The organism is Vibrio sp. S/42/10 (assembly GCF_029890535.1).
Classification (GTDB): domain Bacteria; phylum Pseudomonadota; class Gammaproteobacteria; order Enterobacterales; family Vibrionaceae; genus Vibrio; species Vibrio cyclitrophicus.
The window spans coordinates 167,894-188,986 of the sequence record NZ_JAKMZC010000001.1; the positions used below are offsets into that span (position 1 = coordinate 167,894).

28 protein-coding genes are annotated in these 21,093 nt (G+C 41.6%); 14 read left to right on the forward strand and 14 right to left on the reverse strand.

Going from position 1 to position 21,093, the window contains the following annotated elements:
• Positions 1–126: 126 nt before the first annotated feature.
• Together L8S15_RS00710 and L8S15_RS00715 are read right to left on the reverse strand one after the other, a co-directional pair.
• Positions 127–1,434, reverse strand: coding sequence for an LssY C-terminal domain-containing protein (locus L8S15_RS00710; RefSeq protein WP_016797419.1), 1,308 nt, complete (start codon positions 1,432–1,434; stop codon positions 127–129).
• 14 nt (positions 1,435–1,448) lie between these two features.
• On the reverse strand, positions 1,449–2,177 hold the full coding sequence (locus L8S15_RS00715; protein ID WP_016794425.1) for a glycosyltransferase: 729 nt from the start codon (positions 2,175–2,177) through the stop codon (positions 1,449–1,451).
• Between the two features lie 355 nt (positions 2,178–2,532).
• On the opposite strand from L8S15_RS00715, the gene rplY reads away from it, so the two are divergent.
• On the forward strand, positions 2,533–2,811 hold the full coding sequence (gene rplY, locus L8S15_RS00720) for a 50S ribosomal protein L25 (RefSeq protein WP_010441516.1): 279 nt from the start codon (positions 2,533–2,535) through the stop codon (positions 2,809–2,811).
• 249 nt (positions 2,812–3,060) lie between these two features.
• On the opposite strand, the gene L8S15_RS00725 is transcribed toward rplY, so the two are convergent.
• Positions 3,061–3,411: a hypothetical protein gene (locus L8S15_RS00725; RefSeq protein WP_010440416.1), complete on the reverse strand. Its 351-nt coding sequence runs from the start codon at positions 3,409–3,411 to the stop codon at positions 3,061–3,063.
• Positions 3,412–3,798: 387 nt separating this feature from the next.
• On the opposite strand from L8S15_RS00725, the gene L8S15_RS00730 reads away from it, so the two are divergent.
• Both L8S15_RS00730 and L8S15_RS00735 read left to right on the forward strand, forming a co-directional pair.
• Positions 3,799–3,972 carry a hypothetical protein gene (locus L8S15_RS00730; protein ID WP_010440413.1) on the forward strand — a complete coding sequence of 58 codons (174 nt, stop codon included), beginning with the start codon at positions 3,799–3,801 and terminating at the stop codon, positions 3,970–3,972.
• Positions 3,890–4,081: a hypothetical protein gene (locus L8S15_RS00735; protein ID WP_229632042.1), complete on the forward strand. Its 192-nt coding sequence runs from the start codon at positions 3,890–3,892 to the stop codon at positions 4,079–4,081. The genes L8S15_RS00730 and L8S15_RS00735 overlap by 83 nt, the downstream gene beginning before the upstream one ends.
• A gap of 97 nt (positions 4,082–4,178) precedes the next feature.
• Here L8S15_RS00735 and L8S15_RS00740 read toward each other — a convergent pair whose 3' ends face one another.
• From L8S15_RS00740 to L8S15_RS00750, 3 genes are all read right to left on the reverse strand, one after another.
• On the reverse strand, positions 4,179–4,430 hold the full coding sequence (locus L8S15_RS00740) for a TIGR03643 family protein (protein ID WP_016786255.1): 252 nt from the start codon (positions 4,428–4,430) through the stop codon (positions 4,179–4,181).
• Positions 4,431–4,516: 86 nt separating this feature from the next.
• Positions 4,517–5,038: a GNAT family protein gene (locus L8S15_RS00745; RefSeq protein ID WP_010440408.1), complete on the reverse strand. Its 522-nt coding sequence runs from the start codon at positions 5,036–5,038 to the stop codon at positions 4,517–4,519.
• A gap of 316 nt (positions 5,039–5,354) precedes the next feature.
• Positions 5,355–5,783 carry a hypothetical protein gene (locus L8S15_RS00750; protein ID WP_016798058.1) on the reverse strand — a complete coding sequence of 143 codons (429 nt, stop codon included), beginning with the start codon at positions 5,781–5,783 and terminating at the stop codon, positions 5,355–5,357.
• 480 nt (positions 5,784–6,263) lie between these two features.
• Between L8S15_RS00750 and L8S15_RS00755 the strand changes: the two genes are divergently transcribed.
• The 3 genes from L8S15_RS00755 (at position 6,264) to L8S15_RS00765 (ending at position 8,095) form a co-directional block, all read left to right on the forward strand.
• Entirely contained in the window at positions 6,264–6,455 is a 192-nt protein-coding gene (locus L8S15_RS00755) for a hypothetical protein (RefSeq protein ID WP_010440405.1), read from the forward strand.
• A gap of 272 nt (positions 6,456–6,727) precedes the next feature.
• Complete coding sequence (locus L8S15_RS00760; RefSeq protein WP_010440403.1) at positions 6,728–7,468, forward strand: hypothetical protein; 741 nt, start codon at positions 6,728–6,730, stop codon at positions 7,466–7,468.
• 207 nt (positions 7,469–7,675) lie between these two features.
• Positions 7,676–8,095 carry a BLUF domain-containing protein gene (locus L8S15_RS00765; RefSeq protein ID WP_016768597.1) on the forward strand — a complete coding sequence of 140 codons (420 nt, stop codon included), beginning with the start codon at positions 7,676–7,678 and terminating at the stop codon, positions 8,093–8,095.
• 50 nt (positions 8,096–8,145) lie between these two features.
• Here L8S15_RS00765 and L8S15_RS00770 read toward each other — a convergent pair whose 3' ends face one another.
• Positions 8,146–9,012: a LysR family transcriptional regulator gene (locus L8S15_RS00770; protein WP_016798059.1), complete on the reverse strand. Its 867-nt coding sequence runs from the start codon at positions 9,010–9,012 to the stop codon at positions 8,146–8,148.
• A 140-nt stretch (positions 9,013–9,152) separates the two neighbouring features.
• Between L8S15_RS00770 and L8S15_RS00775 the strand changes: the two genes are divergently transcribed.
• The gene (locus L8S15_RS00775) at positions 9,153–9,527 is read left to right on the forward strand and encodes a nuclear transport factor 2 family protein (RefSeq protein ID WP_016798060.1); all 375 of its coding nucleotides are present in this window, start codon (positions 9,153–9,155) and stop codon (positions 9,525–9,527) included.
• A gap of 192 nt (positions 9,528–9,719) precedes the next feature.
• Here the strand turns inward: L8S15_RS00775 and proX are convergent, their stop codons facing one another.
• Genes proX through proV form a run of 3 tightly spaced genes read right to left on the reverse strand, consistent with a single transcriptional unit; the run spans position 9,720 to position 13,014 of the window.
• Positions 9,720–10,727, reverse strand: coding sequence for a glycine betaine/L-proline ABC transporter substrate-binding protein ProX (proX, locus tag L8S15_RS00780; RefSeq protein WP_010440395.1), 1,008 nt, complete (start codon positions 10,725–10,727; stop codon positions 9,720–9,722).
• Complete coding sequence (gene proW / locus L8S15_RS00785) at positions 10,720–11,823, reverse strand: glycine betaine/L-proline ABC transporter permease ProW (RefSeq protein ID WP_010440393.1); 1,104 nt, start codon at positions 11,821–11,823, stop codon at positions 10,720–10,722. The genes proX and proW overlap by 8 nt, the downstream gene beginning before the upstream one ends.
• Positions 11,824–11,826: 3 nt before the next feature.
• Entirely contained in the window at positions 11,827–13,014 is a 1,188-nt protein-coding gene (proV, locus tag L8S15_RS00790; RefSeq protein ID WP_010440391.1) for a glycine betaine/L-proline ABC transporter ATP-binding protein ProV, read from the reverse strand.
• Between the two features lie 660 nt (positions 13,015–13,674).
• Between proV and L8S15_RS00795 the strand changes: the two genes are divergently transcribed.
• Positions 13,675–14,418, forward strand: a complete 744-nt coding sequence (locus L8S15_RS00795; protein WP_032545538.1) for an HAD-IIB family hydrolase — start codon at positions 13,675–13,677, stop codon at positions 14,416–14,418.
• 81 nt (positions 14,419–14,499) lie between these two features.
• Here the strand turns inward: L8S15_RS00795 and L8S15_RS00800 are convergent, their stop codons facing one another.
• Positions 14,500–14,712, reverse strand: coding sequence for a TIGR02450 family Trp-rich protein (locus L8S15_RS00800; protein WP_010440387.1), 213 nt, complete (start codon positions 14,710–14,712; stop codon positions 14,500–14,502).
• A gap of 169 nt (positions 14,713–14,881) precedes the next feature.
• On the opposite strand from L8S15_RS00800, the gene L8S15_RS00805 reads away from it, so the two are divergent.
• Positions 14,882–15,157, forward strand: a complete 276-nt coding sequence (locus L8S15_RS00805; protein WP_016798062.1) for a nitrogenase-stabilizing/protective protein NifW — start codon at positions 14,882–14,884, stop codon at positions 15,155–15,157.
• Positions 15,158–15,294: 137 nt separating this feature from the next.
• Complete coding sequence (locus tag L8S15_RS00810) at positions 15,295–16,419, forward strand: carboxypeptidase family protein (RefSeq protein WP_146531891.1); 1,125 nt, start codon at positions 15,295–15,297, stop codon at positions 16,417–16,419.
• Positions 16,420–16,599: 180 nt separating this feature from the next.
• Here the strand turns inward: L8S15_RS00810 and L8S15_RS00815 are convergent, their stop codons facing one another.
• Entirely contained in the window at positions 16,600–16,956 is a 357-nt protein-coding gene (locus L8S15_RS00815) for a hypothetical protein (protein ID WP_010440166.1), read from the reverse strand.
• A gap of 369 nt (positions 16,957–17,325) precedes the next feature.
• Between L8S15_RS00815 and L8S15_RS00820 the strand changes: the two genes are divergently transcribed.
• From L8S15_RS00820 to L8S15_RS00830, 3 genes are all read left to right on the forward strand, one after another.
• Positions 17,326–18,564 carry a DEAD/DEAH box helicase gene (locus L8S15_RS00820; protein ID WP_016768594.1) on the forward strand — a complete coding sequence of 413 codons (1,239 nt, stop codon included), beginning with the start codon at positions 17,326–17,328 and terminating at the stop codon, positions 18,562–18,564.
• Between the two features lie 282 nt (positions 18,565–18,846).
• Entirely contained in the window at positions 18,847–19,068 is a 222-nt protein-coding gene (locus L8S15_RS00825) for a hypothetical protein (protein ID WP_010440159.1), read from the forward strand.
• 172 nt (positions 19,069–19,240) lie between these two features.
• The gene (locus tag L8S15_RS00830; protein WP_146531908.1) at positions 19,241–19,543 is read left to right on the forward strand and encodes a thiamine-binding protein; all 303 of its coding nucleotides are present in this window, start codon (positions 19,241–19,243) and stop codon (positions 19,541–19,543) included.
• A gap of 72 nt (positions 19,544–19,615) precedes the next feature.
• Here the strand turns inward: L8S15_RS00830 and L8S15_RS00835 are convergent, their stop codons facing one another.
• Both L8S15_RS00835 and L8S15_RS00840 read right to left on the reverse strand, forming a co-directional pair.
• Positions 19,616–19,783, reverse strand: coding sequence for a hypothetical protein (locus tag L8S15_RS00835; RefSeq protein ID WP_010440154.1), 168 nt, complete (start codon positions 19,781–19,783; stop codon positions 19,616–19,618).
• A 109-nt stretch (positions 19,784–19,892) separates the two neighbouring features.
• Entirely contained in the window at positions 19,893–20,198 is a 306-nt protein-coding gene (locus L8S15_RS00840; RefSeq protein ID WP_186464700.1) for a DUF1289 domain-containing protein, read from the reverse strand.
• A gap of 197 nt (positions 20,199–20,395) precedes the next feature.
• Between L8S15_RS00840 and L8S15_RS00845 the strand changes: the two genes are divergently transcribed.
• Positions 20,396–20,842 (forward strand): META domain-containing protein, encoded by a 447-nt coding sequence (locus L8S15_RS00845; protein ID WP_010440148.1) that lies wholly within the window; start codon positions 20,396–20,398, stop codon positions 20,840–20,842.
• The last annotated feature ends 251 nt before the right edge of the window (positions 20,843–21,093 follow it).

The window sequence follows — 21,093 nt, forward strand, 5'->3', positions numbered from 1 at the left end:
CAGAAAGAAGCGAGAGAAAGATAAGCAGTTAGGTAACTACTATATGGGTGCATATCACTAGAACGATGAATAATGAGCCAAAAACCAAAGCAACAGGTTTCCTTTAACAAGCTTTGTACCACTCTCCTATATATCGTTCACTGCCACATTTAAAGCTGGCGATTTAACGCCGTACGTCGTTGCTCCAATCATCAGAATTTTGCCATCAGTATAATAATCGTGATTATCATTCAAAGCTTCTGCGTTAGCGAGTGGCAAGTGCACCAAACCAATATTTGGATAAGTCGATTTGATCTGTTTGGCAAACCTATCGCGTTCTTCATCCACATTCGGGTCAATTTTATGAAGTATGGTGACAATACCTGAGTACGGCGTCACTTTAAGCCCATCATCGTAGCTGATTGCCCCTAACCACTTAAGTTGATTGCTATTACTGTCTAGCCCTGCGTTCCACCAACGTATGTGGCTTCTTTTCATTAGGTTTCCAGGCAATTGAAATGCCATATCTTGAGGCTGATTTCGCCAATACAAGTCAGAAACCGGAGGAGTATTCGCTTTTAACAAGGCTAAATAATGTGTCCATTCAATCTCATGTCGAGAAAAGGTTTGGTTCTCTATCCAACCAAGTTGATTCATCAATTCACGGGGGGACTCCCCGACATACACAACATTGATCGCTTGTGCATCGTAAACGGGAGACAAGCCAGGAAATGCTTTATAAATCACTTGCTCTAAGTCAATAGAGGCCGTTTCTTCTGGCGCTTGTTGAGTTTGAAAATCATCGGCCTTCCAGAAGAAGTGCGCGTAATTTGCGTAGCATAACCAAACGACCAAAAGTGTACTGGTCTTCAGCGTCAGTCTGCGCCACTTGAACTTATATCCGATTGTGACAAAGGCAATAACGACGACCAAGCCAATCATTAAGCTTTGATGTTCAGTAAGAAAAACCTTAACAGTATTCAATAATGGAAACTGTTCAACTCCATGTGCCAATAACATGCCCCATGCAATAAATTGTCCACCACCAAGCAACAACCCAATCGATGAAAGCAGCGTAAAGCTACTCCACTTAACGCGATGAGAGCCCGCAATAAAAGGTACGACCCAAGCAATAGGTCCAAGAAGGCGAGCAGCCACAATAATGTAATTGCCCTTCTTTGCGATTAGGTAACGGCATCGAGCCATAAGCCTTTTGGTTTTAGGGCGGAATTTTATAAGTTTCTTTTGTGCGGTTGCACCCCATTTTGATCCAATAAAATAGCTCAACTGGTCTCCGATGAAACCACCCAACATCACTAGCACCAACGCCATCCATGCACCTGAATACAGTTGAAAGCCCGCAGCGATAAAAAAGGGCTCTCCCGGTACAAATAGGTTCGGGCCTATGAGTGCGTCACCTAATGCACCCAAAAACAGCTCTAGTCCATCAAACATAACAACCTCAGCGCTTACTGTTCTTTATAATGACCAAACTTGTAGTTCATCTCGTTGTTACGCATTTCACCCTTAAAGAAACGTCTTACATTGGCTTTAAGGTAAGTTGATCCCGTTTTAACAACACCGTCTTGGTCTAACCGACGAGGGTCAAAGCCAAAAGTCATATTCAGGAATCTAAATCGCCATGTCTTGCTCGCACGTTTTACGTAATCACAGTCTTCGCACAATACAATTTCTTCATCGAACCCGCCGATTTCATCGTGTACTCGCTTAGTCGAGAAAATACACGCGCCAATCGCTGTTGGAAAAAAGAACTGAGTGGCAAATAGCCCGGCGTTAAACACCCCATAACCGAACTTGTGAACAAGCGGCAAACCCTTAGAGCTCATGTACACGCCTGCGACTTCAAGTTTCTTCTCGTCCAATTCATAAAGCGCTTTGGCAAGAAAGTTTCGAGGTAAGCTTACATCAGCGTCTAAAAAGAGGATTCTGTTGTACTGAGCCAAAGAAGCTCCCGTGTTTCTGCCCAAGCTCACACCACGTGTTTCCATGTGGTGAACCGTTAAGTTTGGCAATGCACTTTCATAGGCCTGCGCCACTTCTCTTGTGTTGTCTTCGCTGTTTGAATCGACAACGATAACTTCAAACTCCTGATGGGTTTGGACGCTCAACTCTTCCATCAAGCGTCCAATGCGTTTTTCTTCGTTTAAAGTGATAACGATAATGCTAACCGGTTCCATATGTTCACCTATTTATTCTGCTGTTTAATTAACACTAAGATTAACTAACAGAGTCTTAACCAATCCTTAGTTGAACATTCATTTTCCGTTCATTAGCTGATGATATAAATAGATAAGGTCTGTGATACAAAGGGCGAGAAAGGCAGAAATGAAGACCAATGAACATTTTATCGTCAAACGAGCTGAATATCGAAGGAATTTCCCTTTGCGATAGGCTTCTGACTTGCTCCGATTTGAATGTAATGTTAGTATCCGCGCTCGCTTAAGCATGAACTCGTTTATGCATAAGCATTACCACATACTCAAGGTCGCATTGAGGTGTGAAGTTAATTTTTACTAATTTGAGAGTAAAACTATGAAATTTGAAGCAGTAGTACGTACTGAACTAGGTAAAGGTGCGAGCCGCCGCCTACGTCACGCTGGTAAATTCCCAGCTGTAATCTACGGTGGCGAAGCAGCAGCTGTAGCTATCGAACTTGTTCACGCTGACGTGATCAACCAAATGGATAAGCCTGAATTCTACGAAGCAATCACTCTACTGATTGACGGCGCAGAAGTTAAGGTTAAGCCGCAAGACGTTCAACGTCACGCGTTCAAGCCTAAAGTTGAGCACATGGACTTCATCCGTATCTAATTCCCTACCAAGGAATAAGATTGGATTAATCCAAGCCTTCTGCATAGAAAAGATAATCGATCTTACCAGTCGAGAAATCTAGAAATTCGAAACCCCGATGCTACCAACATCGGGGTTTCACCGTTTTTGAGCCCTCAAAAACGTCGTAAATCTCGCGCAATATACTGAAATAATTACTGCCTCTTTGTAACTACCTTTCTGTCGGGATATTTATAGTAAGAAGGATTGAAAACTTACGTGTTTTGCCCTCTATTCCAAGTTCTCCAACCCTGATGTATCGATACCTTTCAATGCTTCTTTTGCTACATCATCAGAGCTCGTCGATTTAGTCTTTTGTGGATAACTACCTGCTAAACCTTTACCAATCGAAGTTGCTTCATCTTGCAGTTTTTTACCCTCAGACTCGCCCGCAAGCCAGCCTTGTTTGTAGTCGGTATCTGAATTGAAACGCTTCTCATCTTTTATATAGTCTTCGAAGTCATTACCAGTTTCTTGCATTCCGCTGTGTCTACCGTCATGGAAACCTTGTATGTAAGATTCGTTATGACCACTCTTCATTAAAGCACTGTCACTGGTTCCGCAACCAGTAGAAATAAGCATAAACAATATTACCAATACAAACCTTGTCATTTCCGAACCCTCAACTAAGTATCACTGTAACTTAACAATAGTCTAATATTTCAAGCATATAAATACTGTGGTAATAGATAGTTAACGACAGTTCGAAGTGAACCTAATGTGTAAGGATATCCACTTGTCCATCCACGCACCAAACAAGTTCACTGCTCGTCTAGTTCGTGGAAATACTGTTCGCCTCAAGCAACAAACTCTGCAGCGATTGACCCTGTATTTTCGATATCCTCAATTCAAGACGAACAAGGAAAGCTTAACTACCCTGCATTTTGGAGTAACACGACTCACCTCCGCGTTGGTCCAAAGTCACAATCACAAGCTGCCTACTTCTGCTTCGACGAATGCTTAGGTTATATGAAGAGACCAAAATCAAAAACGTGCACTCTACTTGATGTACATGGCGCTGGCGCTCAACGCGCAGAACCGAAAACAGGCAACGCGAAAGATTACCCTAACGGGTACGGACCTCAAGGTGATGTCATTCGGATTGAAAACGACGTTCGTGCTGTTCGTCATTTGTCTTCTTAACTTATCTTCGATATTTGTTAAAAGTATTAAGGAAATAAAATCGCACACAGTGATGGTTAAGTCTTCTTTGAAAGCTGTGAACAAAATGGTTAAGCGCAAAGCCAACTGACCTTTAATTCAGTTTGATAGATTAGTGTGGATGAATTCATCATCCACTAAGCTGTACAAATTCAAGCGCGATAACACAGCGCTAAGGTATGAACACTCTAACGCTGCTTATACTGGGTCGGGCAATAACCTCTCGAAACATCCGACCTACGAAGCTTTAAATGCTTTGTTGATCGCCCGGAAACACGCGACCGCCACAACTTGAAACTCCCCAGCTTTAATTTGGCACGCATAAAGCGAATCACTTCAGATTCATTCAAACCAAATTGTAACTCAATGGCCTCAAATGGCGTTCTGTCTTCCCACGCCATCTCTATAATTCTTGATTCACTTTCTCTCGATAACTTCATTGCACACTCATCCTAGTTAAACTAGACAAAAATACGCTCGTTCTCGATTTTTAGATCAAAGAGTTATCCGTTATATTTACAAGTCGTTAATGGCGTTCCAACCACTCACAACGCAACAGGCCATACTTAACTGAATCATAATACTCGCCTTTATAAAAGCGTACTTTTCTTAGTCTCGCTTCCTGTTGAAAACCCAACTTCAACGCCAGTGACATCATCCGCGGATTACCCGACCAAGTCGTTAAACCCACACGCTCTATCTGCTTATTTTCGAATAAATAAGAGACCCAAAAAGGAAGTGCTAACGCTGCAATGCCCTTACCCCAATATTTAGAATCATAAATAACAACGCCAGCTTCAAGCCAATGGGTCTCTTCACACTCCCAATAACAATTGACGGTTCCTACAGGCACACCGTCTACAACCACCAACTGTAAATCAGCTCCATTGAGTAACCGTCGGAACGAACAACTTTCAAACTGTTCAAATGATGGGTGGGAATACGGGAAATAAGGGCCGTTAAACTTCGTCCACTCATCGTTTGAGGTGACCAAAGCATAAATAGCGGCCAATTCACTTGGCATGGCGGGCCTAATAGTGACTTTCATATACTTTCCAAACCTGATTAAAAGAGTTATCAATCTCAACGATAACTATCATTAGGAGCCAATGTAAACCGTACAGTTCAAATCCCAGCCTAGAAATTGAATATAGTCCCTTTGACGTTTTAACAATCACTACATCTAAGAACAAAACCAAATCATAAATGCCACAACTCAAGAATCATACGAATAACAATCGTTGTTAAATAATGGAATACTTTATTCATGCTATTCAGAAAACAAAAAGCTCGTCAAATAATGACGAGCTTTTTGTTTTCACAAGCGTAGTTAGAGTGATGCTATCTACATTACGAAAACTAGTTTATGAATAAACCTGATCACGTAAAACCAATTCAACGTTTTTCAACACTTTGAACTCTTCTCGAGTACAACCGCGCGCCACGGAAACCCAATGGTCGCCCGTTTCATCTGACCCTTTAAACTCTACACGCAACTCATATCTTCGCCATGAGATAAAGGCCAAAATAAAAGTCAGTGCAAGCATAGGCAAACCAAACTGAGGTACAAATGCCCAAGTAGCAGCGGAAAGCACCAAAGCCAATGAAACGATATTGATTGCGTTTTCTTTAAGGCCTAACTGACGAACTTCTAACTGTTTAATTTTCCGTAAGCTATAAACGTCCTTCTTAACTCGTAATTCACTGTCATTTACAAGAAAATCAGTCTCCTTATAAGACTTACGAAATCGCATTATATTCGCCAACCTATTGCGCTTATGGTTCTTATTCATCGCTTTTCTCCATGTTATTAAAGGTTAGTAAAAGCTAATATAATCATGAAGTTATTAATGAACGGTGAATTTATAAATCAAGCCAATATTAAAATCAAGCTTATATGGTTAATAACATTTATCATAATTAGAAGGGGCCTGAGCATTAGTGACACCCATGTAATGCTTCACCCGAACTACCGCTGAGTATCAGATTAATGCACAGATGATATTAGCCTGCAAAACCTACAACTTTGTAAGCATATGTTTCACTCATAATTATACTGGTTGCTAAAACGCACAAAGCCGCTTGAAGCCACATCACAAAATTCTTGAAATTCAATAAGTAAACGTAAAAAAAACACCCCGTTCTATCACAATAAAACATACCTGAATAATACTAAACAACACATTAACCATGACTATCTATTAAGCAATTGATCTCATAAATTGGAAGCTGTACCTTTGCTTTATGCATACGGTTACTCAAGGGAAATAATAATGGACAAGCTACTGACAAACGCAATGGAACAAAAACAACGCACAATTGTGACGAGCTTATTCGCAAGAAATGGATTTAAAATTGCGACAACAGATTTTGATGATGTGACTTTTAAACGTGAAGATGTACTTGTTAATGTTCGCTTCGACCTATCTTCAAATGTTGAGTCAATCTCAGTAGTGAATAACTAAATATTAGATTCAATTACTTAGATGGTGGGCTTAGATAATATAGCTCACCGTTTATTGATTAGAGATAAAAGCATGACTCTGCACTTCACCTGCTTCCGCCTTCTCGTGATAAGCGCTACTTATTATTCATATTCAAACCACTAGTTAGCCAGTTGTAAACATCGCAAATACTATACCTCTATCAATGGAAAGTTATCGATAAGCCATCATTGAAAGATAATGCTTGTCACATAGTTAGGATACTTTTTCCTAAAGTAGAGAGTAGTTTCAAAATGAAAAGAACAGCTTTATTTGCCTCCTTAATAGCGGCGTTACTGACCGGATGTAACAGCTCAAATGATTCTAATTCAGTTGATGGTTCAGCACCTCATAACCCTGAAAAACCGATCTTACCACCAGAAGGCGGCGATGGCTCTGCGGGCGATCAAACCAATCCTGATGAAGATACAGACTTAAATCCATCTAAAGACGCGTTAATAGTTGAAGCAGCCCAACGCTGGGGAACAAGTTACGACGAGATGTACAATGCGTGTCAACTTTGGAGCTGCAACCTTGCGGACATACAAGAAAGAATCATATTTACTATAGAGCGTGAAACACAATTATTAGAAGGCTCAGCTAAAGTGACCTTCATTCTTTCTCATAACACCGCTGACTTATGGCCTACTTACGTATTTTACAGTGATTTAATTGGAAATACCGAAATCGAAATTGAACACTCTTCATCAAGTTTTCATTACATAGATGACGATAAAATCGTAAGTGAAGGCTCTACACTATTGGGTTGGAAGACTGGATTTGGCAGTTGGGCCACTCAAAACCCACGAAATTGTATCGACGCTTATTGTGCCGAATTCAAGACCTCTTGGTTAGAAACCGGCACCTACTCAAGTGCTATGGCTGTATACCGAGAAAATGGAGAAGTCATCAAGACTCAACGTGGCTACCTTAGCCAAGATGAGCTGAGAGCACTCTACCCTGTATTTAGTCCGACATTCCCTGGTCACTACTAACGTCAGTCTAAATATCATGAAAAGTGAACAAGGAGTATTGTTATGATACTCCTTGTTCATAAAATTCCGCACTAACAAGCCAATTAGATTCTGATAATTACTGACTAATCAACCATTAGAACACCCTGTTTTGTCGCTGAATTCGCAATTCCATCAACTTGGCTTATATTTGTAGGTAACCTTTAAACAAAAATTGAAGTGGTGTTTATGTTCCTAACTCGGTTGATTTATGTCAGTACGCTTTGCGAAAGTTGCGACGCCAAAGCTTTAGATGATATTTTGGATATTTCCCGTGACCACAATAAACAAAGCCATTTAACTGGGCTACTTAGTCATAATCAAAAGTATTTTCTTCAGTGTATAGAGGGGTCGAGAGATGCGGTCAATCATACCTACAACCATATTCTCAATGACCATCGCCACAACAACGTGACAATTCTCTATTACAAAGAAATTGATAGCCGACAGTTTGGTGATTGGTCAATGGGTGATATTCCCCAATCTAGCTTGACTGAATTGTTGAACTTACAATTTTCGGCCTCTAACCAATTTAACCCATATGAAATGTCTGGGGAAAGCGCGTATCAAATGTTATTAGAGCTGAAGCAGAACCTGCCATCTGAGTAATCTCCCTTAACATCGAGTAGACGGTTATTAAGATGAAAACCTCACACCAATTAAATGAAGTCATTTTTGAGTCTATCTTCCAATGCTTGAACACATAGTTTAATGGCGATCGGTGTGTTTGCAGCGAATGGGGTTAACGCATAGACCGTGTTAGTTGGCAATTGAAAGTTCGGTATGACATCGACCACCTCATCGGATAGCTGATGAAGGTAGAAATCTGGTATTACACCAATACCAACGCCTGATTTGATTAAGGCAAGACAGCTGTGGAATGAGTTAGTGGTGCAACTGGCTTGTTGTTGGTAAACAAAGTCTTGCTCACTGTTAGAAGTGAAAGAATGAGTCACCTGCTTTCCCTGCCACGAGTTTGCAATGTATGGAATAGAAGTAAGTTCACTATCTCGCATACTTTCGACGCCACATAACACGTCTTTGAACTCACCCAAACGCTTCTGCTTAAGGTTACTGTCACGTGAGCTTCCCACTCGTACCGCGAGATCAATATCGTGCTCCATGAAGTCCAACTGCTGGTCATCACCAATCAGTTCTGGTTCTAATTTCGGGTATTGCTTCATTAGCTCTGCAATAACAGGCGCGACGAGCAAGTCCATCAGCGCATTCGGCGCCGTGATTCTAATCCGACCTTGTGGCTCTTCTAATTCTGCTTTCGCCATATCCCAAGCAGAGTCAGCGATCACGTTGATGTCTTTACAGCTTAGATAAAAACGCTCCCCCATACTGGTCAGGATCTGTCTCCGCGTTGTTCGTTTAAGAAGTGAGGCGCCTAACTCTTGTTCCAGTATTTTAAGGTGCTGGCTGACGACAGACTTAGATAGTTCAAGCTTTTCAGCCGCCGCTGATACTGAACCCTGCTCTACAATATGAGCGAAAATAGACATCTGCTTTAGCTTATTCATTTAATTGTTCTCTTTTTACATACAGTCTTTTTTATTATCTCTGTTTTTCCATTCAATTTATAGAACTAAACTGAATCCAACTTATCAAGATACCCAAATCAAAACACAGTGTTTGAAAGAAGACTGTTATGGAGAGAATAATGTTAAACAACCAAATATTAGAAACATGCAAGCAAGGCATTGACGCATGGCAGAAAGCATTCAACAGCCAAGATGCCAAAGAGTGTGCAGCTCAATACACTGAAGTATGTGTGATGGAAGCGCGTCCGTTTGGTGTTTTTGAAGGTCGTGAAGCGATTCAAGCATTTTGGCAGAATATTATTGACCAAGGCTTCAAAGACGTTGATTACACAGACGTGACGTGGGCAGAACACCCAGAAGGTGGTTACATCCTGACTGCAAGCTGGACGATGAACAAGGCATTCGGTGTCGTGCACCGTGAGCACTGGGCTTTGGAAGGCGATGGCCATGCTCGCCTAGTAAGCGACTACTTTGAAGTTCAAGGCGAACGCTAGAAGCTCAAGAGTAAAACAGAAAGCAAAAAGCCAGCAGTCCAAATAAGACTGCTGGCTTTTTTTAGTGATTAACACTTGCCATTGCTTTACTTAATTTGATGGTGATTCGGCGACTCTACACTGGCGCTAAACACGCTCATAATATCAAATTAAAGGGCCAGATATTGTCTGGACGAATACAAGTAAGTGTTATTAAAGTGCTGCTTTCTTCGATTCTGCAATCCAAGCATCAAACGTACTTTGATTCGCTTTAATCCAACCGTTTACATGCGCTTCAATATCAGCAGAGCTGTTTTTGCCTTTGCTCATCATCATGTTCTGAGCACTTACATCGTTGATGTTCAATTTGATGATTTCGAAAAGCTTCGCCGCCGCTGGGTTATTCTTAGCAAACTCTTTGTTCGCGATAATGCGCATCGAGTTCATTTGGAAACCGTAGTTTTTACCATTCGACAACGTTGTATCGACATCAGCACGATCGCCAGGAAGAGATGAGAATGGTACTTCTAGCCACACTACATCTTCATTTGGAACCAACACGCCACTCACCCAGTATGGAGTCCAAGTGTAGTAAAGAATCGACTCACCCTTTTGGTAACGCGAAATCGTATCAGCAATAATGGCGGCATAGTTACCTTGGTTATGCGTAACTGTATCATCAAGTTTGAATGCTGAAAGTTGATGTTCGATAACCATCTCACAACCCCAGCCAGGGTTACAGCCCGTTAAGTCTGCTTTACCATCACCGTTTGCATCAAACAGTTTTGCAATTTTCGGGTCGGTCAGTTGGCCAATGTTAGTAATGTTGTACTGTTCTGCCGTTTTTTTATCTATTAGGTAACCTTGTGCCGCGCCACTTACATACTGACCTTCACGATAGAATTTGTCATCGCCACCAGCCATTTTGTATTTATCAGCATGAAGTGGGAACCAACCTACTGTTAAGAACGTTGCATCACCTTTTGCGATAGAAGTGTAAGCTACGTTGTAGTCCACTTCTTGTGTCGCTTTTACGTCGTAGCCAAGTTCTTCTAACGCACGGTTTACGATCAACGTTTGAAATGTTTCCTCAGCGACAGAAGATTGAACTGGCTGAACAGATACACCTTCACCCGGTAAGCTTGCAGCCCAAAGGTTAGTTGATACTGCTAATGTAGAAACGATGCTAACAGCAAGTTTACTCTTCCATGAATTATTCATTGGTTTTTTTCCTTAATTGTAGTTCTGATTTGTTGCCGAGATTGAATGCGTTAAGTACAAGAGAAACAGGTCCCATCTGATACCAGCGTAATTTTGTGTTGCCTGCGTTAGCGCCTAAAACTTGAGTAATGCGATCAAGCAAGATAGCAAGAATAACGATGCCCAGACCGCCGACAGCCGCAAGTCCCATATCTAGACGGCCGATACCTCTCAATACCATCTGGCCTAAACCACCGACTGCAATCATTGACGCGATAACGACCATAGATAGCGACAGCATCAACGTTTGGTTCACGCCTGCCATGATAGTTGGCAATGCCAATGGCAATTGAATTCGATATAACATCTGCTTTTTGCTGGCACCAAATGAGTGACCTGCTTCTATCAGCTCTTCAGGTACCTGCTGAATGCCCAAGATGGTCAAACGTACCACTGGTGGTAGTGCAAATATGATGGTTACCACTACGCCCGGCACATTACCAATACCAAATAACATAACAATTGGTACCAAATAAACGAAAGCTGGCGTGGTTTGCATAGCATCTAGAATTGGACGCACAAATTTAGCAGCAGTATTACTTCGGGCGAGCCAGATACCCATTGGTAAGCCTATCAATAAACAGAAGAATACCGATGTCATAACCAATGAAAGAGTGGTCATCGCTTCAGACCAAGCACCAATCAAACCGATAAAAGTAAGCGATACTGCAGTCGCAAGACCCAACTTCAAGTTTGAAAACTGCCATGCCAACAAAAATAGAATGATAAGCATAAACGGGGCTGGCGTAGAAACTAATGCCGTTTCAAATGAACTTAGAATGAAATCGATAGGAATTCGTATTGCCTGAAATAACGGACGCCCGTGTTCAACTAACCAATTCAAACCAGATTCAACCCAAGTATCGACAGGCAATACTGCTTCGGCAAATGGGTTAAGTGGGTCAAAAGGTATGGTTTCTACCGTTTCACTGCTTAACCAATCCGCTGATGGTGAGGTGTCAGTTGCTTGACCCCAAGGATCACTTGATGGCTGGGTCGATTGCTCTGAAACAGTAGATTGTGACCATGGGTCATTATTCGTTTGTTCTGATGACATGATCTACCCCTTATCCAATGTTTGTAACAGTCGTGATTTAGTCACCACACCGAAGTAATTGCCTTGTTCATCCACAACAGGGACTGAATAAGGCACACCACCAACAAGGCCAAGTACATCATTGATAGGTAAATCTGGGCTCAGCGTTAAACCATCATCGAGCTGCGCACTAACCAAAGATTTGTTCTCTTTGTGAGCTTGACGAAGAGAATCGACAGAAACGATGCCTGAGTAAAGGCTGCTTTTATCGATAACGATGCCGTATTCACGGTCATTATCCATCAGAATTTGCAGAGCAGAAGCTGGGCCATCGTGTTCCGATTTCTTAAATACTGCAGCCGGTTTCTTACGTGCGATATCTTTCACAGTAAGAACACTTGCTACATTTACGCCTCGGAAAAAGGCTTCAACGTAATCGTTAGCCGGATTGTTAAGAATTTCGTCAGGGGTGCCTACTTGAACCACTTCACCATTTTGCATAATCGCAATTCGGTCACCAATACGCATTGCTTCATCCAAATCATGCGAAATGAACACAATCGTACGTTTGTCATCGTTTTGAAGGCGAATCAATTCATCCTGCATTTCAGTACGAATCAAAGGGTCGAGTGCAGAAAATGCTTCATCCATTAACAAGATATCTGGGTCACATGCTAGGGCACGAGCCAAACCAACACGTTGCTTCATACCACCAGATAATTCATCCGGGTAAGATTCCGAATACGGCCCAAGACCTACTCGCTCCAAGGCTTCAAATGCAGATTGTTTGCGTTTACTTAGCTCAACACCCGCAAGCTCAAGGCCAAATGCTGCGTTTTCTATCACCGTCATGTGTGGCATCAAAGCGAAATTTTGGAAAACCATAGAGATGTTGTTGCGGCGAACTTCGCGGAGTTCATCTTCTGAGATGTGGGCAATATCTTTGCCTCGAAGAAGCACATTACCTTTGGTGGGTTCAATTAAGCGATTAAGAAGGCGTACTAGGGTTGATTTGCCAGATCCTGACAGTCCCATTATTACGAAAATCTCGCCTTCTTTGATACTAAGAGAAACATCGTTAACGCCGATCGTTAGACCTGTTTCTTCGAAAACTTTGTCTTTGTTTGCGCCTTCACTGATCATCGTAAAAGCACGGTCGGTGTCTTCACCAAACACCTTGTACAGTCCCTTAACTTCCAGTATGGGATCCATGAAATCTAATCCTTTGTTAGTTATTTAAACTTAAAAATGGTTATTTAAACTTAAAAATGGTCATCTAAATTCAAAAAAACAATTAGCACTCTAAGCAATCCAGCAGAGTAAATCAAGGGGTTGCATTCGGTAACAGACGGTAAAAACCACCAAATCACACATAAAAAACAAGGTTAAAGTAAAAATAATAATTCAATAAAATACTGATAATAAAAGACATTAAGTAATCACAAATGCGCACGGAATTATGTATTACTAACTGACAGATTATTGAATATTTATTTTACATTAGTACAAGGAATAGGCTGAACGAACCAAGATTAAGCATAAATAGTTCGTGTACAAATAATTCGAATACAAACTATTGGTTAAGTTTTTCGGGTGCTTAAAAACTGGAAGTTCAAGCGAACAGAAAAGTGGCAAAATCACGGCATAAAGGGAAAAAGTCGATAAGGCCAATTCTATTAAGATGAACCCAGGTTGGTCGAAATATCTTCAACCTTTAAAAATACAACACCAGTTGTGATACTTGCTGCAAACTATCAAATATCGATTATCTAGACCAAAAGACGACTTGTAGAGTACTAGCAGCTGAGCCATTCTTTATGCAAGGCGTCGATCTTTTCTACCTATCGATTAAAGAAAAAAAAAGGGATTCTGATGATAAAAATGTTGGTGTGTGACTTTGATGGGACACTTGATGGAGGCTCATCTCATGGAGTAAATCAGTTATCTGACTACTTAGCTGACCAAACAGATATCCGTTTTATCATTGCGACAGGTAGAACCTTACCTTCCATCAGGGTTGGATTAGCTTCAAACAACTACCCAAAACCCCACAGTATTATCAGCGATGTTGGTACAAGAATTCATCACAACCACTCCCAATTGCCTGATCATATTTGGCATAACCAGTTAGAAGCTTCTTGGAACAAATCAAAAGTAGAGTTGGCACTCGCATCACTGAATTTCATGGGTGAACGTTTGGAAAACCATCAAGGCGATTACAAAATTACTTTTGAAGGGAAATTATCTGAACCTCAACAAACGCTGATTGGATTGAGCTTGAAATCGCACGGCCTAGACGTCCATCTCACTTACTCTCACGACTGGTACTTAGATATAACGCCCAAAGGAGTTAATAAAGCCACGGCGATTCGTCATCTGCTCCAACAGCATGATTTGAGTGTTGAAGAAGTGTGCATTGCAGGTGACTCTGCGAACGACACATCTATGCTTACTATAGAAGGCGTCAACTCAATATTGGTGGCGAACCATTATCCGGAAGTTGCTCACCTGTCCGACAGAGAAAATGTTTACACCAGCACAGCAACACACGCCGCGGGCGTTTTAGAGGGGCTGAAGTACTGGCAAAAACGAGCATCTGTAAACAAACATCTGTAAATAGTGGATAGGAACTAGCTCGTGAGCCACGAACCTGTTTCTTAATCAAGGGAAAAGGCTTCTCGATTACTTTTCTTACTCCTACTTCCAACCAGGGAGCCAATGTTGGTTGTCGGTTAGCTCTCGCCAGTTAATAGCTTCCTCTCGTTTGGTCATCACTGCCTCTATTAAGCAACGAATTACCTCCCCTTCTTCAAATTCAACCTCTGTGATCATAAAGTGCTTTTCTTTTTTTACTGGGCTAACGGCAGTCCATTTACTGCGAAGTAATTTCTTTGGATTAATTCGATTCATGGGTTATCTCTCGCTGTGATGTTTCAAACTATAAGTACGCAATAACAAAAGGGATCACTTTAATCTGTAAGTTGACACTTAAAACTGGGGAGCTCATAACTAAGGTCAATAAATCAAACCATAGGCTTAGTACAATACCTGTTATTGATGAGTCACAAATAAGCTACCCATGAATCAAACAGAGTTCCAACAAAAAATAACGAGCTTCACTTCTATCGAACAAGCGCTTGATTACTTTGAAATTGGGTTTGATAGCAAGTTCATCGACCAAAACAGAATAGAACTGATGAAGCGTTTTAACGGTTATCTGATTCTGTCAAAGCCCGACGATTGGTTTTCTGGACGAAGAGCATTGAAAAACGCCTACTGTAAGATTCAACGTAGTAAGTTAGATCGCCACACACGTTCTGCCTGTCGTGGTTGTACCACTTGCCAACGTCGCTAGTTTCAAGTCAGAAAACTCAAGGGTAGAAAATAAGAAATAGATAATTAAAATAATATCTCATTGCGATCTCGCTAGTGGTTTGCTCGAAAAAAAGTGTGCTAGTCTTACGGCAACTCAACTACGAGATAAAAACTACAATGAAAATTTTCAGCAATTTCGAAAGCGGCAACATTCACGTCGTTTCAGCAGATTCACCACAAAACATTCAACTGACGATCCCAGCAGACAACCAGACTGAAATCTCTCAATGGTTTCACTTCCGTTTAGAAAGTGAAGCTCAACAAGCTCACCACTTTGAAATCGGCCAATTGGCAACATCAGCCTATCCTGAAGGCTGGAAAGATTACGATGTTGTTGCATCTTATGATCGTGAAGAGTGGTTCCGTGTTCCATCTCAGTTCAATGGCGATACACTAAGCTTTGATATCATTCCTGAACACGATTCAATGTACTTCGCCTACTTCGCGCCTTACTCATATGATCGTCACCAAGATCTCCTGCACAGTGCTCAAACGCACCCGGCTTGTAAGTTAGAAACGCTGGGTCACACGCTAGACAACAATGACATCACTTTGCTAACCATTGGTGAGCCAAGTGAAGAGAAGAAAAACATCTGGGTTATTGGTCGCCAACACCCGGGCGAGACTATGGCTGAATGGCTGATCGAAGGCTTGCTGCAACGTTTACTTGATGAAACAGACACAGTAGGTCGTTCTCTTCTAGATAACGTTGTTTTCCACGTTGTACCGAACATGAACCCAGATGGCAGTATCCGTGGTCACCTGCGTACCAACGCGATTGGCGTTAACCTTAACCGTGAATGGCAATCGCCATCTCTAGAACGTAGTCCTGAAGTTTTCCTTGTGCGTGAGCGTATGCTAGAAACTGGCGTTGACATGTGTCTAGACATTCACGGCGACGAAGCAATCCCATATAACTTTGTTGCGGGTAGCGAAGGTACGCCGTCATACAGTGAGCGCATTGAAAAACTAGAGAACCACTTCAAGCAAGCCCTTCTGACTATCACTCCCGAATTCCAAGATGAATTTGGTTACGATAAAGACGAACCAGGAAAAGCGAATATGACAGTGGGCACAAACTGGATAAGCGAACAGTTCAAGTGTTTGGCTTATACAGTGGAGATGCCATTTAAAGACCACATCAGCCACGCTGATGAACTTTACGGTTGGTCTCCAGAGCGTAGCGTTGCATTCGGTCACGACATGCTAGCGGCAGTTTGGGCGATAGCAGGCAAACTCTAATTGACGTAACGCTAACCTAACCAAAGACATATTTTTTGCGATTTTGGTTAGAAGTGCTGCGTAAAGATATTGCTATACAAAAACGACAAAGCCCGGTGCATTCAGATGCGCCGGGCTTTTTGATTTCTTATCTACTTGTCTAATCTACTAATCTACTAATCTACTAATCTACTAATTAGCTTAGGCCACTCTCAAGTTAGCAAAGAAGACCGGGTATCTCTGCCGAATATGCCTTTGTTCTGACACCATATCTTTGAAGCTTGGGCCTTGAGACAATTGAACAATCACTTCATCGCCCTCTTGTCGCAACACAGCCCCACTAATATCAACACTATTGTTGTCGTGTAGTCTTAACGTTCCCGCCATTGAAAAGCCGCGGTAAACAGGAATGACGTTTTGCATCATTAGACGCACACCCTTTTCAGAAACCTCACTGACATGAAAAAGCTCATCCTTAATTCGCATCACCGGACGTGCCCTTTTAGGGTACTTTAAACGATAATATTGGCGTTTCTGGGTGAACGATTCTTCACACATCAGTGACTCCTGTCTCTTTTGATTGATCAGTAATAAGCTATCGATTAGTTTCAGTTAACGCTTTAAAATTGATGTATTCATTGCATTAATATCTATTAATTATATCGACTTAATGAACGAATACTTTAAGTAATTTGAGCTGGGAGCTTGGTATTACCTAAAACTCTGCAAAAACTGAGATGTCGGTCATATACTACGAGCGGAACATCATATCTAAACAAAAATCCAAACCTAAATCATTACTCATAAAATATCCTGAACGTTTTTCACACTTATACTCGAAAAGTTTGTCACGAAGATAGCAAAACTCATTCTCTAACTTTTACAGCCCTGTTAGACTCCACATCCACTTTGATACTTGGTTCATTTATGTCGTTTGATAAACTAACCCTTAACGCAAAAACTGTCGCAGCCATTCCTTCTCGATTCAATACACCGACTGAGATACAGCAAGCGACCGTACCCAAGATTGTCGCAGGCCAAGATGTTCTTGCGCTCGCGCAGACGGGCAGTGGAAAAACGTTGGCGTTCGGCTTACCTTTATTGAACAACATCAATATCGACTTGAATGAACTGCAAGCCATCATCATAGTTCCAACTCGTGAACTCGCATCACAAGTGGCTGAAGCTCTTGAACCCATTGCAACAGAACTCTCAATTAAAACCATCACATTAAGCGGCGGTGTCAACATAGATAATCAGCAACAGCTGTTATCAGAGAAACCGCAACTTGCTATTGCTACGCCTGGCCGCTTACTCGCTGTGATCCAAACTGGGGAGCTTGAGTTAGCTCGCTGCGTATCTTTGGTGCTTGATGAAGCAGACCGTTTGCTCGATATGGGTTTCTGGCCCGATATTCAAAGCATTACTGATGCTCTTCCAGTGAAACGTCAATCATCGCTGTTTTCAGCTACGCTTCCCCAAGAACTGGTTAGCCAAGCGGAAGCACTTCTCAGTCATCCAGTAAAAATTGCGGCACACCAAGAGAATAGCGTTGTCTCTGCCATTGATGAAACGCTCTATCTCGTGAACAAAGGCAGTAAAGCTCAAGCGCTCCTTGCTCTACTTAATCAGAACGATTGGTCACAGGTTTTGGTGTTTATCGGAGCAAAAGATAACGCTGACGCACTAACCAAACGTTTAAACAAAGCAAAAATCAGTGTCTGTGCACTGCATGGAAACAAGAACCAAGAAGAACGTACCTTAGCACTAGAGAGTTTCAAGAATGGTGAAACACGAGTTCTCATTGCGACCGATGTGATGGCTAGAGGTATTCATATCGAGCAACTGCCGGTCGTGATCAACTTTGATTTACCTGCACACTCGGCAACTTACGTACATCGTGTTGGACGAACAGCAAGAGCAGGAAGTGCTGGAGTCGCAATATCTCTTGTTAGTCACAGTGAGAATGAATGTTTAAACGCGATTCGTTCTCTGACCAATAAACCGTTATCGTTACAATCACTGGAAGGGTTCCCTGTCACAGACAAGCCAGCGTCAGAAGCAACCGCTCGTAAGCGCCCGCCCAAAGACAAAATGGCCAACCGCAGAACCGCAAAGAAAAAAAGTGTGAAGCAATTTAAGAGCAAGCCAAATCACACTAAATAGTTCCTTGTTCTAAATTGAATCCTCCCATAAGCGCCCAAATTTTTCTGGGCGTTTTTACGTTCGCTGTTGAGCTTGAGCAATAAATATTTTAGGAAGAGATAAGCATTTTTATTGAAGAATAATGCACCTCTGCGCGCCATTTTAAATGACACTTTTGTGAATTATGATCCCAACGTATTGATTCTTGGTTGCTCAAAAAAAATACTTTCTGATCACGTTGACGCCCCTATATTTGGCAACTAGATTTTTCTACTAGTGTCTAAAAACCGGGAGGTCATCGAAATGAAACGTGCAAGCTCTACATACCGATTACAACTGATTAAGGAAGTGGCTACTCGCCGAGATCGTCAACGTTCGAATGACCCGATGGCAAACTACATACAAAACCTGATAGATAACAAAGATGAGTGTGATACTTCTGTAGAACGTAACCACAGATTCAGTGGCAGTCATTTTGATGAGCATATTGGTGGTTGGGTTAGTGATCATTGGGGTAGCAAATAGCAGTGTCATTAGGCAAACCCATGTTATTAGGTAAGCTGATCAATAAGAGCACCCAACAAATGAACTAGATTTGTCGCTGTAGAATTTATCTCCGCATTAACCTATCATCTGCAACAATTCCCCCTCATTGAGTAAGCAGAAAGTGTCTGAGTTAAAAAGAGAAAAACAAGTGATGGTTGCCTTCCAAGTGATTCCTCGCGTTAAAGAAGGCAACAATTTCGAAGTGGTTGATAAGGCACTTGAAGTGGTTAAGGCAGCGGATGTTCCTTTCCAAATCGGCGCGCTGGAAACCACGATGAAAGGTGAACTCAACCAACTACTCGATATAATTAAAAAGGCTGAACAAGCTTGTTACGATGCCGGTGCTGTCGAAGTCATCACAAACATCAAAATTCACAGTAAAACCACCGATGCCGATGATACATTCTGTACTTATCATCGTGGTGTAACGAAAGCGAATCACATGTTTGTATAAGTTTACCTATTAGCCATGTTTAGCCTTTAGGCGATTTTAATCTGTCGAAGAGGTTCTGAAGAATCTGTGATGTTATTGAAAAGGCATGTCTGAAAGATGTGAAAGGATTTCCATTCTCTCTTCTTCGGTCATTGAATGCCAATCACGCGCGCTTTGTTCAGGGTCATCTTTCGCCCCAATAGGTTTTCGATCCAATGCTTTGATTGGTTTCTTTTTGAGTTTTGCGTGCTTTTTATTCATACCGACATCACTCCTTCTGGTACAAAGGTACCTACCTTAATATTACACGCCAACCATTATGTAAAGTAATAGTTGCTTTGGAGTTAAATAAAATATTGATAGTACCACATTAGCCGAAAAGTTCTCTTTGAGGAGTGGTACTTCCCTCTTCGTCAACTTGCTCACCCTGTGTATTATTTTTATTACTAACTAGGTTAGTTTTGCTATCGATTAAGTTCTTTTGCTTCATTATTTTTCTTCTATAACGCTGACGACATAACTTAATAACGTGCAACTGCTCAGACGGCGTCATCGCCATCCAGTTAAAGCGCTCCTCTCTTTTGCGCATGCAACCATTGCAATAACCTTTATCATCGCTTGAACACGCCCCAACGCAAGGGCTTGGAACTTGAAAAAACTCTAACTGCTCCACCATGTCTCCTCACTTCCTGAAACAATAAAAGTTAAGCTTACTAATTAAAAAGTAAGCGATTAATTTGTCGCCTCGCTCATAAAATTCATACTAAACTATGACCTTATACTGACACATATAGTGTTTTGTAAACTATACTTTGAACCCATCAAGTTACACCTTTTTCAGTAACTTCGTTTTTTCTTTTGGAGCCTTTTAATATGAAGTTTAGTTCAAAAAAATTACTAGCAGTAGCCGCTTTACCTATGTTGCTAGCAGCATGCACAACAACAGGTGATAACGCGATGCAAGTAACACCAACCGATCTACAGCACCATAACTGGGAACTTGCTCAAATTGATGGCAAGGACATTGAGAAAAGCGAAAACCAAGCGACTCCTCGTCTGGAAATCGGTGAAAAGATGACTGCGAACGGCATCGCTGGCTGTAACAACTTCTTTGGCCAAGGCGAGCTGAAAGACGGCCAGTTCCGTATTAAGCAAATGGGCATGACAATGAAGATGTGTCACGGCTCTGCAATGGAAATCGAACAGTCGGTTTCAGCGACTCTTAGCGAGTGGAGTGACGTAACCCTAACAAAAGACACACTAGTATTGAAAAACGACGTGCATACGCTAACGTACACCATTCGTGATTGGGTAAACTAGCCTCGATTAACAATAATACTGTCGATACCAGACATTGATCAAAGGAGCCTTATCGGCTCCTTTTTTATTGCTTAAAATCGCCCTTTTCTTCACCAAAACTTTACTTCTCATCGAATTTTCGTACTCACGTCCAATAAACATTAAAAATCTCTCATTTAGGTGCAATTAATTCACTGGTTTAACGGTCTGTTGTTAGGATGGCAGAAGCCTCTAATTCACTGTTGAATTAGAAATTATTTCAGAAACAGATA

Bases quoted from the DNA above. Each gene is read 5' to 3' on its own strand.
- L8S15_RS00710 (WP_016797419.1), bottom strand. From the start codon at position 1,434: ATGTTTGATGGACTAGAGCTGTTTTTGGGTGCATTAGGTGACGCACTC.
- L8S15_RS00715 (WP_016794425.1), bottom strand. From the start codon at position 2,177: ATGGAACCGGTTAGCATTATCGTTATCACTTTAAACGAAGAAAAACGC.
- rplY (WP_010441516.1), top strand. From the start codon at position 2,533: ATGAAATTTGAAGCAGTAGTACGTACTGAACTAGGTAAAGGTGCGAGC.
- L8S15_RS00725 (WP_010440416.1), bottom strand. From the start codon at position 3,411: ATGCTTATTTCTACTGGTTGCGGAACCAGTGACAGTGCTTTAATGAAG.
- L8S15_RS00730 (WP_010440413.1), top strand. From the start codon at position 3,799: ATGAAGAGACCAAAATCAAAAACGTGCACTCTACTTGATGTACATGGC.
- L8S15_RS00740 (WP_016786255.1), bottom strand. From the start codon at position 4,430: ATGAAGTTATCGAGAGAAAGTGAATCAAGAATTATAGAGATGGCGTGG.
- L8S15_RS00745 (WP_010440408.1), bottom strand. From the start codon at position 5,038: ATGAAAGTCACTATTAGGCCCGCCATGCCAAGTGAATTGGCCGCTATT.
- L8S15_RS00750 (WP_016798058.1), bottom strand. From the start codon at position 5,783: ATGAATAAGAACCATAAGCGCAATAGGTTGGCGAATATAATGCGATTT.
- L8S15_RS00755 (WP_010440405.1), top strand. From the start codon at position 6,264: ATGGACAAGCTACTGACAAACGCAATGGAACAAAAACAACGCACAATT.
- L8S15_RS00760 (WP_010440403.1), top strand. From the start codon at position 6,728: ATGAAAAGAACAGCTTTATTTGCCTCCTTAATAGCGGCGTTACTGACC.
- L8S15_RS00765 (WP_016768597.1), top strand. From the start codon at position 7,676: ATGTTCCTAACTCGGTTGATTTATGTCAGTACGCTTTGCGAAAGTTGC.
- L8S15_RS00770 (WP_016798059.1), bottom strand. From the start codon at position 9,012: ATGAATAAGCTAAAGCAGATGTCTATTTTCGCTCATATTGTAGAGCAG.
- L8S15_RS00775 (WP_016798060.1), top strand. From the start codon at position 9,153: ATGTTAAACAACCAAATATTAGAAACATGCAAGCAAGGCATTGACGCA.
- proX (WP_010440395.1), bottom strand. From the start codon at position 10,727: ATGAATAATTCATGGAAGAGTAAACTTGCTGTTAGCATCGTTTCTACA.
- proW (WP_010440393.1), bottom strand. From the start codon at position 11,823: ATGTCATCAGAACAAACGAATAATGACCCATGGTCACAATCTACTGTT.
- proV (WP_010440391.1), bottom strand. From the start codon at position 13,014: ATGGATCCCATACTGGAAGTTAAGGGACTGTACAAGGTGTTTGGTGAA.
- L8S15_RS00795 (WP_032545538.1), top strand. From the start codon at position 13,675: ATGATAAAAATGTTGGTGTGTGACTTTGATGGGACACTTGATGGAGGC.
- L8S15_RS00800 (WP_010440387.1), bottom strand. From the start codon at position 14,712: ATGAATCGAATTAATCCAAAGAAATTACTTCGCAGTAAATGGACTGCC.
- L8S15_RS00805 (WP_016798062.1), top strand. From the start codon at position 14,882: ATGAATCAAACAGAGTTCCAACAAAAAATAACGAGCTTCACTTCTATC.
- L8S15_RS00810 (WP_146531891.1), top strand. From the start codon at position 15,295: ATGAAAATTTTCAGCAATTTCGAAAGCGGCAACATTCACGTCGTTTCA.
- L8S15_RS00815 (WP_010440166.1), bottom strand. From the start codon at position 16,956: ATGTGTGAAGAATCGTTCACCCAGAAACGCCAATATTATCGTTTAAAG.
- L8S15_RS00820 (WP_016768594.1), top strand. From the start codon at position 17,326: ATGTCGTTTGATAAACTAACCCTTAACGCAAAAACTGTCGCAGCCATT.
- L8S15_RS00825 (WP_010440159.1), top strand. From the start codon at position 18,847: ATGAAACGTGCAAGCTCTACATACCGATTACAACTGATTAAGGAAGTG.
- L8S15_RS00830 (WP_146531908.1), top strand. From the start codon at position 19,241: ATGGTTGCCTTCCAAGTGATTCCTCGCGTTAAAGAAGGCAACAATTTC.
- L8S15_RS00835 (WP_010440154.1), bottom strand. From the start codon at position 19,783: ATGAATAAAAAGCACGCAAAACTCAAAAAGAAACCAATCAAAGCATTG.
- L8S15_RS00840 (WP_186464700.1), bottom strand. From the start codon at position 20,198: ATGGTGGAGCAGTTAGAGTTTTTTCAAGTTCCAAGCCCTTGCGTTGGG.
- L8S15_RS00845 (WP_010440148.1), top strand. From the start codon at position 20,396: ATGAAGTTTAGTTCAAAAAAATTACTAGCAGTAGCCGCTTTACCTATG.